The following is a 12,079-nucleotide window of genomic DNA, read 5'->3' as shown; positions in this document are numbered from 1 at the left end:
TATTTTGAAATTATTCATATGTGGTACTATACTTAGCACGTTTGTATTTGCTTTCAATGATAAGCAAGCAGTTGCTGCTAGCTCAGGTAATGGGCTTGAAAATTGGTCAAAATGGATGCAACCTATACCTGATGACATACCATTAACACGAATTTCAATTCCAGGAACACATGATAGTGGAACGTTCAAGTTGCAAAATCCGATAAAGCAAGTATGGGGAATGACGCAAGAATATGATTTTCGTTACCAAATGGATCACGGAGCTAGAATTTTTGATATTAGAGGGCGTTTAACAGATGATAATACGATAGTTCTTCATCATGGGCCATTATATCTTTATGTAACATTGTACGAATTTATAAATGAAGCGAAGCAATTTTTAAAAGATAATCCAAGTGAAACGATTATTATGTCTTTAAAAAAAGAGTATGAGGATATGAAAGGGGCAGAAGATTCATTTAGTAGTACGTTTGAAAAAAATTATTTTCTTGATCCTATCTTTTTAAAAACAGAAGGGAATATAAAACTTGGAGATGCTCGAGGGAAAATTGTACTACTAAAAAGATATAGTGGTAGTAATGAATCTGGGGGATATAATAATTTTTATTGGCCAGATAATGAGACGTTTACGACAACTGTAAATCAAAATGTAAATGTAACGGTACAAGATAAATATAAAGTGAGTTATGATGAGAAAGTAAAATCTATTAAAGATACGATAAATGAAACGATTAACAATAGTGAAGATTTCAATCATCTGTATATTAATTTTACAAGCTTGTCTTCTGGCGGTACAGCATGGAATAGTCCATATTATTATGCCTCTTATATAAATCCTGAAATTGCAAACTATATGAAACAAAAGAATCCTACAAGAGTAGGCTGGATAATTCAAGATTATATAAATGAAAAATGGTCACCAATACTTTATCAAGAAGTTATAAGAGCGAATAAGTCACTTATAAAAGAATGAAGATTGTAATAGTAAGAAGCGATAAAATAAATCGCTTCTTTTTTGTTTTCTAAAAATTAACATTAGGTATAGTTTTACATATCGTACTTTCATGATAGGAAAAAATCGAAACTTGCGATATAATTACACATATAAAATTTGTACCTATAAATTTTATATGTAGTGATAAATTTAATTTATTGTAATGAAACGGAGGTATATACTATGAAGTTTCCACATGATTTTTTGTTCGGGGCTGCTTCAGCTTCTTATCAAGTAGAAGGTGCATGGAATGAAGATGGGAAAGGTGTTACGAATTGGGATGAATTTTCAAAAATTCCTGGCAAAACATACAATGGAACAAATGGTGATGTAGCTGTTGATCATTATCATCGATATAAGGAAGATGTTCGCTTAATGGCTGAGATGGGATTAGAATCGTATCGCTTTTCTATTTCTTGGGCGAGAATATTGCCGACTGGAGATGGAGAGGTAAATGAAAAAGGAATCGAATTTTATAACAACCTAATTGATGAATGTTTAAAATACGGGATTGTACCGTTTGTAACTTTATATCATTGGGATTTACCATTAACTTTAGAAAAAGATGGTGGGTGGACGAATAAACGTACAGCAGAAGCTTTCGTAAAATACGCAGAGATTTGTTTTAAGGCGTTTGGTGATAGAGTGAAACAGTGGATTACTTTTAATGAGACAGTGATGTTTTGTGGATTAGGGTACTTAAAAGGTGCACATCCACCTGGAATACAAAATGATGTTCCAAAGTATTTTCAAGCGACTCATTATGTATTTTATGCACATGCAAAAACAGTTGCTGTGTACAAGCAGTTGAAACAATATGGAGAGATTGGCATTACGCATGTATTCTTACCTGCTTATAGTGTGGATGATCAAAAAGAAAATATACTAGCAGCAAATCATGCGAATGAATATGAAATGTATTGGTACTATGATCCAGTTTTAAAAGGTGAGTATCCGTCTTATGTTGTGCAGGAATTAAAGGAAAAAGGATGGACTCCTAATTGGACGGTTGAAGAATTTGAAATCATTAAACAAAATGCCGAAAAAAATGATTTTATTGGCTTGAATTATTATCAACCGATACGAGTGGAAAAATATGATATGGATATAAAGAATGAGGAACATTCTCGAGAAAACTCAACACTTGCTCCGGGTAATCCTTCTTTTGATGGTTTTTATCGAACTGTTAAAATGGATGATAAAACATACACAAAATGGGGATGGGAAATATCTCCCGAAGGTTTCTTAGATGGATTGCATATGTTGAAAGCACGCTACGGTGACATAAAGATGTATGTAACGGAAAATGGACTTGGTGATGAAGATCCAATCATTGACGGAGAAATTGTAGATGTTCCGAGAATTAAATTCATTGAAGAGCATTTAAAAGTAATGAAGCGTGCAATTCAAGAGGGAATTAATTTAAAAGGGTATTATGCATGGTCTGTTATCGATTTATTAAGTTGGCTAAATGGATATAAAAAGCAATATGGCTTTATTTTTGTCGATCATAATGATAACTTAAAACGTAAGAAGAAACTTTCGTTTCATTGGTATAAGCATGTGATCGAAACGAGAGGAGAAGAGTTATAACAGATAAAAGAGTATTTTAGGAGAAAGTGTATGAGTGCAAAGTATAAACAAATTGCAGATGTGTTAGAGCAAGACATTCGAGATGGGATTTTTAATGAAACAAAAAAACTACCTACAGAAGAAGCATTGATGAACCGATTTGAAGTAAGCCGTAATACGATACGTAAAGTAATTAGTCAGCTTGTGAATAGAGGCTATATTTTTCAAGTGCAAGGTAGTGGGATGTTTTTACGCGAAACTTCTGTAACAGATTACATTAATTTAGGAAGTTTACGTGGATTAACGAAAAACCTCGTTTCACAAAATATTGAAACGAAAGTGTTAGAGCTTGAAGTAATAGATGCGGATGAAGAGATAGCAAAGCGGATGCAATGTGAAATTGGGACTAGGTTATATTTCTTGAAGCGCTTAAGAATTGTAGATGGGAAACCATTCTCTATTGAAGTAAGTTATTTCAAAAAAGATATCATTCCTTATTTGAATGAAGAAATAGCATTAAGTTCTGTATACAGTTATTTCATTGAAGATTTACGATTAAATATTGGCTTTGCCGATAAAGTTATTAGTTGTGAAAAAGTAAATAAAGAAAATGCACAGCTTTTAGAAATAAATGAAGGTGATCCGGCACTTCTTATTGAAAATACAGTTCATCTTGTAAATGGAACCATTTTTGAGTTATCTCAATCGATGTTTCATTATGAAAAGACCAAACTTTTAAATCGGATTAATTTTAAGTGAAAGTGAATATAAGTAGCCTTGTAAAAAAGCAACTGATTCTAGGAGATCAGTTGCTTTTTATTTTGAAGTGGATGAGCAAAAAAACGTAAAAGTGGTTGGTCCGTTTTTCGCAAATTTCTATTATGATAAGAGAAGAAAGGTAGTATTGTATTGATACCTTAAGAAGGACATTTTATATGTATCTCCTTTGTTTAAATAGACTGGTTTTAGAGAGGTGAAAAGACAATGAGTTTTGCAATTTCACTAGTTGTTATTATTGTAGTTGTATCACTGTTTGGGACCGTACTAGTCGCACGAAATGTGGAAGAGAATTATGGTAAGTCTACAAAGAGGAATGTGAAAAATTTATCTGCTATCTATGTCATCCTTCTTTTAGGACTACTTGTGGGGGTTACATGGTATGCGGTCGTTATTTTATAGAGTTGGTATATGATGAGGAGTTAATGTATTGATGAAAAATGAGCGCCACGTTTTAGTTGTTTTCCCGCATCCAGATGATGAGTCGTATTGCGTGGCTGGCACAATTTTGGCTTATACTGAGCAGAAAATCCCTCTTACTTATGTTTGCTTAACACTTGGTGAAATGGGAAGAGCGATGGGGAATCCACCATATGTAACACGTGAATCTTTATATGCTATTAGAGAGAAAGAGTTAAAGCTAGCTACAAATATTTTAGGGATTGAAGATTTACGTATGATGGGATATCGTGATAAAACTCTAGAATTTGAAGAACCCGGAAAATTAAGAAGTTTAATTCAAACGTGTATCGAAGAATTGAATCCGTCGTTAGTCATTTCTTTTTATCCGGGATATGCAGTGCATCCAGATCATGATGCAACAGGGGAAGCGGTAGTAGAGGCATTAGCTAATATTCCGGAAAGTAAACGACCGACTTTTTATGCTGTAGCTTTTTCGAATAATCATGAAGCTGAAATTGGACCTCCAAGTTTTAAAAATGAAGTAAAAGAATATGTTCCAAAAAAGTTGGAGGCATTGCAAGCACATGCATCACAATTTGCGACTAAGGTAACGGAACTGAAAAGAGAGTATGAAGATGGTGTTCCAGAAACAGTGGAGTGGTTAGAAAGAGAGCCGTTTTGGATATATCCATTTAAAGATAAGAATGAGTGATGCTATGCTGAAGTTGGTTAATACTATTGTTACGGTGAATACTGTTATTAGTAAATGAATGGCAGTTCGTTTTGAGAGGAGGGAAATAGATGGAATGGAAACTAAATCGTGCAGATAAGACACCTCTTTATAAACAAATTGCTGATTATATTGAAAGAGGTATTTCTTCAGGTGAATTTCCTTCTGATAGTAAATTACCTTCCGAGCGCATGCTAGCAAAGGAGTTACAAGTGAATCGGAGTACGATAGTGGCTGCGTATGAAGAATTGAAATCACTTGGGGTAGTAGAACGGCAAAAAGGAAGCGGAACGAGGGTCAATACAGACATATGGGGTGTGTCACATAAACGAATACCGAACTGGGGTAGGTACGTTGAGGATGGATCGTTCTTGCCTAATGTACCACTTGTTCAACAAATTCGAACGGAAACACAAAAAGATGATTTAATCAATTTAGCGAGTGGTGAATTGTCACCAGAATTAATTCCGAGTGATAGATTTCGAACAATTTTGTCGGAGAAAACATTTATGGGAAATCTCGGTTATGATCATCCACTTGGAAATGAAATGTTACGAAAAACAATTGCAGCACATGTCGAGCAATATAAACAAATAGAAGCAGATTCAAGCTCTATTCTTATTACATCTGGAGCTCAGCAGGCACTTAATCTTATCGTTCAATGTTTGTTAAAGCCTGGTGATGCGATTGCAATTGAGGACCCTTCCTATTGTTATTCACTTCCGATGTTTAAATCAGCAGGTTTAAACATATTCCGTTTACCAGTTGATGAGCATGGAATGAATCCCGATGACTTAATCGATTTGCACAAAAAGCATCGCATTCGTATGGTGTTTTTAAATCCAGATTATCAAAATCCAACTGGAACGGTGCTTTCGTTATCGAGACGTAAAAAGGTTTTAGAACTATCTTCTGAATTTGGTATACCGATTGTAGAAGATGATCCGTATAGTTTGACTTCTTTTAATGGAGAAGTAAATCCGACATTAAAATCGATGGACCAAAATGGAAATGTTCTATATGTAAGTTCATTATCAAAAATTGTTGCATCAGGATTACGTATTGGTTGGGTAATTGGCCCCACGCGCGTAATTGAACGATTGGCAGATGCGAAGCAGCAAGTTGATTTTGGGCATAGTGTTTTTACACAGTGGGTAGCAAATCAATTTTTAGAATCCGAAGATTTTCATACGCATATTACGATGCTTCGTGGACAATTGAAACAAAGAAGAGACGAGTTAATTGCAAGTCTTGAAGAATTATTAGGGAACCGAGTTGAGTTTTTTGTTCCTGAGGGCGGAATACATGTATGGTGTAAAGTGCAAGGAACGTTTGATGAATACCATTTACTAGGTGAATCTATACGCAATGGTGTAGCATTTGTCCCAGGAAGCGTCCTAGGTTCGAAAAGTGAATATATACGATTTACTTTTGGTAGAGCGAATGTCGAACAAATTCAGCTTGGAATTACAAGATTTGCAGAGACCTTAAATGAGATACAAGAGTAAGTACGTTATAGAATGAGGCACATGGTTTTGAAACGGGGGTAAGCAATTGAAGTACTTGACGCTCTTACTTCAAGTAGGGCTACTATATTTATTTAGCTTAGCAGGCGTATGGATCCGGGAAGTATTTCACCTATCTATGCCAGGAAGTTTAATAGGAATGTTAATCCTTTTTCTTCTTCTTTCCACTCGTATTTTGCCATTAAAATGGTTTGAGATAGGGGCGGAAAAACTAATAGTATTTTTACCATTATTTTTAATTCCTTCAACGACTGGATTAATGGAATACGGTTCTTTCCTTTTAAGTAAGGGCAGTATTGTGTTCTTTCTAGTTGTTGTAAGTACTTTAGTAACATTGATTATTTCGGGTTATGTAAGTCAATTGTTAATAACATCAAAAAAATAAAATTGACAAGGTGCGCTATTCAAATGGTCTTAATTTTTATTACTGTAGTGATTTATATATTGGCGACAAAGCTATATAAAAAATTTACGTTTCCATTTACTCTACCGGTGTTAACAGTTACGGCAATTATGATTTGTATATTCCTTACTTTTGGGATTTCTCATCATGAGTATAAGGAAAATGGGGGAGATCTTCTTTCCAGTTTCTTGAGCCCAGCAATAGTAGCTTTAGCTATACCGCTATTTAAGGAACGAAAGATACTGATGAAAAATTTATTATCGATACTGATAGGAGTAGCAATCGGAATAGTAGCTTTAATAAGTGTGAATGTAGTGATTGGGAAAATGTTGAATATAGATAAAGAACTTATATTAACAACGATACCGCAATTAGCGACGATGCCCATTGCAGTTTCGCTAGCTGAGCAAATTGGTGGTATCCCATCTATGACAGCTAGTTTTGTAGTTGTTGCAGGAATAACAGGTGCTATTATAGGACCGACAGTACTTAAGCTTTTCCGTATAACAAGTACAATTGGAAAAGGAGTAGGGATGGGCTGTGCATCACATATCATCGGTGTGAGTCGTCTAGTGAAAGAAGGCGAGAAAGAAGCAACTATCGGTTCGGTAACGATGATTGTAACAGGGATACTTATTAGTATATTCGTACCTTATGGAATGAAATTTTTATTTTGAAAATTAATGAATCGTAATAAGGAGTATAATACTACTCATTTTAGAACGTAATGGAGATGATGAAAGTGACAACGTGGTTTATCGTTACATTATTTATTTTTGGTGCTCTTAAAGTACTAGTTTCTAGTATGCCGACTTCTGTTGTAGAATCAATTATTAGTAGATTTGAATTACATCAAAAACTTGATGAGGAAAATACGACTATAACAGTTGATGGAAAAAGTATAGAAGGAGAAATGAAACTTCAAGTTATAAATGACTTTAACGAGGCTTTATTTTTAGATAAACATTATTTTCCGCCGCAAGGAGAAGGAACACCGATAGTCATTGAGACGAAGAAAGGAAAAAAAGAGATTAGATTTTCTATATATAGCTACGTGGAACACGTTGATGTAGTAAAGCAATATAAGAAGAAAGTAGTTGCATATCGTTTGCGATCAAAAAGCCTTCAAAGTCGTTCAGTAGCAGTAACTGAAGAGTATGCTTAAGGAGAGACCGTTATAAAAACGGTCTCTTTATTTTTATCCAATTATAAAATTTCCAAATAAGAGAAAAGAAAATGATATATCCAAACAAAGAATAACTGTGCTGCCAATTCATACTATGTACAAATAAACCCAATCTCTCAGCAACTTGTTCAAAAATGCTAGCACAAACACCTATTAAAATAATAAATAGAGTTCTAGAAGCTGTAGATAATTTTCTTGAAATTTGTATAAAAGAGGTTGTTAAAATCGGAAGTATGAACAAGGTAAAAGCTATGTTAACTGAAAATATGGATGGAAAGGGTCTAATTGGAAAGGTATATATTTGTCTATTAATGAAGAAAACATCTAAGCAAGTTCCGATAATAGAAGAGAGAAAGATTGTAACTGCTAATGCTAGAAAATCATTCTTCTTCTCGAAGGAGAACATTTTTCTTTGCGAGAATTGCGAGTTCAATTTTTTCGAGTGTTTTACAGTAGTCTTCTGTAATTTGTCCATGTATCCTTTCCTCCTTATCAGTTAAATAATGTATGATTTGCCAGTCGTTAAACCAATCTTCATGTTTTGTTTCCTCGTGTTTCATATTTTTCCATGCGTAAATAAGCGCAGGGCTGTATATACGATAGGAATCACTTTTTAATTGGCACTTCTTTATTCTTCGTTTATAAAACTCTCGTGAAAAGGATTCATTTACACTTGAAAATAAATGCGGCCAATAATCTTTTCGGGATCCAGTGTGTGGATGAGTATCCGCCCATTGTAGTATAGAAGCTAAAACATACTCATCATGAAATAATAATGCATATAATCTTTTTCCGAGTAAAATTCGTTCGTGCAAGGAAGTGAAATGTTTCATTGTATCACCAATTAATAGTATTTTCTGTTTGGAATTTTCTTCATAGAAAGGGAAAAGGATATGATTAAATTGAAAGAAATCAAAAAGCCTGAATCCAATACTATTTAGTACCTTTTTTTTGAAGTGTGTATTTTGAATCACTCTTTTTTCTAAGTAGTTTTGCTCATTAATAATAGTCGCAATTGCTAATACTTTTTTGTTTCCAGTTTTCCAGAAAAAGTTCCACATCGTTTCCATAAATGTTGAAACATTAAGATGAGGGAGGAGATGAAAAAGATTTGTGGATGTTTTTAAACTCTGTTCATATAACAAAAATTGTGGATACACATCTTGAAAGATAAGCCAATTTCCTCGCTCTAAAAAAGAAAAGAAAGTAAATTGATCTTTCTCAGATAACAACTTCGTATACAAATCTCCTTTTAAATCTGTCATGCTCCAACCGCCGTTACGCGATACCATATGTCCAAGCAAAGCCCAATGTATTTCAGGATATCTTTTGTAAAATTGATAGTAAGCGCGAGTTCTTGTCACATTATTTTGATTTAATAATTTTGTTCGTTCTTTAATTGTATGTAGTAATCTTTCTTCCTCTTTCGAAAGATTATAAAGAAAGCTATTTGCGTTGGTGCATTTTTGCTTCAGTTCATTTTTTATAGAGAAGAGGGACAGAGGGGTGTTTTTGTAAAGTTTATTATTTGGATTTTCGTGGTGCATGTAATTCCCTCCTATTCAAGTCTGTTATCATAAATGTATTAGTAACTACTTAAATAAATGATATGTGAGGGAAATGAAAAGTTGCAAAGTACAGAAAAAGGAAAGAGGAGACGGGCTCTTCTTTCCTTTTTCTTGTATTTATTTGCGTTAAAGATTATAAAGTAAAGCTATAAAGAATGAATTCCTTTTTCCAGCAGAGTAGAAAATGAATCAGCGTGAATAGGTTTACTGTAATAATAACCTTGAATAAACTGACATTTATTTTTTTGAAGGAAATTTACGTGTTCTTTCGTTTCTATACCTTCAGCAATGACAGACATTCCTAATGTATGTGCTAATGTGATGATCGTTTTAATGATTTCCATTCCATCTTCACACGTTTCAGACATTGTAATAAATTCTCTCGGGATTTTTAACGTATCGATTGGATATAAAGGTAAGTAGGCTAGGGAAGAATAGCCTGTACCAAAGTCGTCGATTGAAATGTGAATCCCTAAACTTTTTAGTGTACGCAGTTTTATCAATGTTTCTCGCTCATCCATCATTGCAATTCGCTCTGTTAATTCAAGATCGAGAGAACTTGCTGGTAAACCTGTAGTTGCTAAAGCAGAAGAAATAGACTTTACAAAACCTTCTTGTTCAAACTCTTTAGCAGATAAATTTACACCTATTTTTAAATGTGAATATCCGAGTGCGTGCCAACGTTTCATTTGCTGACAGGCTTGCTGTAATGTCCATTTTCCTATTGGAATAATTTGTAGTGTTTCTTCGGCAATTGGGATAAATTCATATGGAGAAATAACACCTAATTCGGGATGATTCCATCTGATTAAAGCTTCAGCACCGATAATTTTGTTAGATTTGCTATCAACTTGAGGTTGATATAAAAGGAACAATTCTTCATTTTGTATTGCGTTTGGTAAATCTTTTTCTAGTCGTAATCGTCTTTCGATTTTTTTAGCGATTACATCGTCATAAATAGAGACAGAGTTAAGCTCTTTTGCCTTTGCATCATACATTGCAACATTAGCATTTTTCAGAAGTGTAGCAGTATCGATTCCAGAATGTGGATAGATAGCGATGCCGATACTCAGTGATAAAGTTAATTTATGCTCATGTATGACAAATGGTTTTTTCATGTCTTCAAATAATTGGTTACATAACTTGAATAAGGAATCATGGTCCGTATAGTTTTCGATTAAAATTGTAAATTCATCGCCACCGATTCTTGACAGATGAGTATGTGATGGAAGACATAATTGGAAACGTTTTGCTACTTCTTCTAATATGTAATCACCTGAAGGATGTCCAAGTGTATCGTTAATTACTTTAAAACGATCTAAATCTAAATATAATAATGCAAACTCACTTTGTGTTGTTTTAGCATTTTTTATAAATTTTCTTAACTTCCTATGGAAAAAGGATCGGTTCCCAATTTTCGTTACAGTATCGTGGAATGCTAAATATTTTATTTCTTCTTGTTGCTTTTTTAATGCGGTAATATCTTTTACCATAATATAGCTTCCTGAAATTTGTCCGTCTATCATAATAGGAACGATGGTAACGTATAAAAAATAAGTAAAGCCATCTTTATATTGAGAACTAAGTTGTAAAGATGCTGATTCTTGTTGTTTAACTTTTTCTAATGCAGATGCTAGTTTATGTTTATCTTCATCTAAAATAATCGAAAAACATGTTTCACCAAGTAACTCGTTCGTTGGTGCTCCGAGTAATACACTTCCTGCTTTATTTACATTTAAGAATATCCCATTTAAATCAATCGTAAAAATAGGATCAGGGTGATACTCATATAAAGATTTAAATTTTTGTTGTTTTTGAGATAAAGCCTCTGATTTTTGGACTAAATCAGAGGTTCTTAAAGTAACTTTTTCTTCCAGTTGAGCATTAAACGCTTGTAGACGTTTTGTTAGGGAATTGTTTTGCATACGTACAATAGAATGACGAATGAGTACGAAAACAAAAGTAATACAATTTCCTGTAATGAGAGTTGAAGATGATGTTTGTTCTTTTAATGTAAACCCGATTAGTATTGCAACAGCAAGATAGGGAAATACGACTAAAAATTTTTTTCCTAGTATAGGGTTTACAATGAAATAATTTTTATGACTATTATAATCCTCGGAAATAGCCCCAGCTATTGCGATAAGTAATATAGGTATTCTATATAAAAGACGTAATAATGTTATCGTGTCAGTTGATAAATGGTTATGTAAGTAAAAATAAATATAGTTAAAAGTTGCAGAGCTTATTAATACAAAAATAAAAATATAAATTTTCCGTTTAGAATTAAAAATTGTTGGGCGGAAAAAGAGACTAACACCTAGTAGAAGAAATAATAAATCTACAATTGGATATAGAAATGAAAGGAAAACATCTCCCAGTGAAAGAGAGAATATATTTAAATTTGGCTGATTAAATAAATACCATTCTAATGTGAATATAGAAGTAAGTACTATACATATATCACAAATAAAGAATGCTTTTTCCCATTTATTGCACTCTTTTAAAATTTTATAGCAGAAAGCGATAAGGCAGAAGAATAGAAAAAACATGTAAAATACATCAGAAACAGTAAAACGATGTATTGGAATTTCGAAAAAGTTATCTTGATACGTATATACTATTTTTCCTAATAAAAAACTACCAATTGCTATTGTGATACATATCCAAAAAGGGTTTGAACTAACTTTTTTAGAATATATAGAGTAAATTAGTGATATAAATGTAATGGCTTCAACGATGAGTGAAGCGAAGCGTACATTGAAATTTGAAAAATGAGTAGGGAATAGAAAGAAAAACATAAAATAGATGGAATAGCATATTAATGTTGCAATTAATATACATAGTTGTAAATTTTTATTTAATTTCAATAAAATCACCTTCTTTAAGTATGCACTATATTCGTAATATCTACACATAAT

Annotated in this window: 12 protein-coding genes; 9 read left to right on the top strand and 3 right to left on the bottom strand. The window is 33.2% G+C overall.

What is annotated here, in order from left to right; translation table 11 throughout:
- The first annotated feature begins 1 nt into the window (after position 1).
- The 9 genes from KI356_RS25945 (at position 2) to KI356_RS25905 (ending at position 7,569) form a co-directional block, all read left to right on the top strand.
- Positions 2-973: a phosphatidylinositol-specific phospholipase C gene (locus KI356_RS25945; RefSeq protein WP_238486240.1), complete on the top strand. Its 972-nt coding sequence runs from the start codon at positions 2-4 to the stop codon at positions 971-973.
- 204 nt (positions 974-1,177) lie between these two features.
- Complete coding sequence (locus KI356_RS25940) at positions 1,178-2,587, top strand: glycoside hydrolase family 1 protein (RefSeq protein ID WP_128281269.1); 1,410 nt, start codon at positions 1,178-1,180, stop codon at positions 2,585-2,587.
- A gap of 30 nt (positions 2,588-2,617) precedes the next feature.
- Positions 2,618-3,325 carry a GntR family transcriptional regulator gene (locus tag KI356_RS25935; protein WP_128281270.1) on the top strand — a complete coding sequence of 236 codons (708 nt, stop codon included), beginning with the start codon at positions 2,618-2,620 and terminating at the stop codon, positions 3,323-3,325.
- Positions 3,326-3,550: 225 nt separating this feature from the next.
- Positions 3,551-3,745: a hypothetical protein gene (locus KI356_RS25930; protein WP_212936882.1), complete on the top strand. Its 195-nt coding sequence runs from the start codon at positions 3,551-3,553 to the stop codon at positions 3,743-3,745.
- A gap of 31 nt (positions 3,746-3,776) precedes the next feature.
- Positions 3,777-4,457, top strand: a complete 681-nt coding sequence (gene bshB2, locus KI356_RS25925; protein WP_128281318.1) for a bacillithiol biosynthesis deacetylase BshB2 — start codon at positions 3,777-3,779, stop codon at positions 4,455-4,457.
- Between the two features lie 89 nt (positions 4,458-4,546).
- Positions 4,547-5,983, top strand: coding sequence for a MocR-like pyridoxine biosynthesis transcription factor PdxR (gene pdxR, locus KI356_RS25920; protein WP_212936881.1), 1,437 nt, complete (start codon positions 4,547-4,549; stop codon positions 5,981-5,983).
- 46 nt (positions 5,984-6,029) lie between these two features.
- On the top strand, positions 6,030-6,386 hold the full coding sequence (locus KI356_RS25915) for a CidA/LrgA family holin-like protein (protein WP_128281273.1): 357 nt from the start codon (positions 6,030-6,032) through the stop codon (positions 6,384-6,386).
- A 23-nt stretch (positions 6,387-6,409) separates the two neighbouring features.
- Positions 6,410-7,081 (top strand): LrgB family protein, encoded by a 672-nt coding sequence (locus KI356_RS25910; RefSeq protein WP_002121637.1) that lies wholly within the window; start codon positions 6,410-6,412, stop codon positions 7,079-7,081.
- A gap of 65 nt (positions 7,082-7,146) precedes the next feature.
- Positions 7,147-7,569 carry a YfmQ family protein gene (locus KI356_RS25905; protein WP_265176547.1) on the top strand — a complete coding sequence of 141 codons (423 nt, stop codon included), beginning with the start codon at positions 7,147-7,149 and terminating at the stop codon, positions 7,567-7,569.
- A gap of 10 nt (positions 7,570-7,579) precedes the next feature.
- Here the strand turns inward: KI356_RS25905 and KI356_RS28355 are convergent, their stop codons facing one another.
- The 3 genes from KI356_RS28355 to KI356_RS25895 form a co-directional block, all read right to left on the bottom strand.
- The gene (locus KI356_RS28355) at positions 7,580-7,996 is read right to left on the bottom strand and encodes a CBO0543 family protein (protein ID WP_088060313.1); all 417 of its coding nucleotides are present in this window, start codon (positions 7,994-7,996) and stop codon (positions 7,580-7,582) included.
- Complete coding sequence (locus KI356_RS25900) at positions 7,971-9,137, bottom strand: DUF2515 domain-containing protein (protein ID WP_212936880.1); 1,167 nt, start codon at positions 9,135-9,137, stop codon at positions 7,971-7,973. Before KI356_RS25900 ends, KI356_RS28355 begins: the two co-directional genes overlap by 26 nt.
- 167 nt (positions 9,138-9,304) lie before the next feature.
- Positions 9,305-12,028, bottom strand: coding sequence for a sensor domain-containing protein (locus tag KI356_RS25895; protein ID WP_212936879.1), 2,724 nt, complete (start codon positions 12,026-12,028; stop codon positions 9,305-9,307).
- Positions 12,029-12,079 lie beyond the last annotated feature (51 nt).

Source organism: Bacillus hominis (assembly GCF_018332515.1).
Lineage (GTDB): Bacteria > Bacillota > Bacilli > Bacillales > Bacillaceae_G > Bacillus_A > Bacillus_A hominis.
This window is presented reverse-complemented; position numbering and strand designations above follow the sequence as displayed.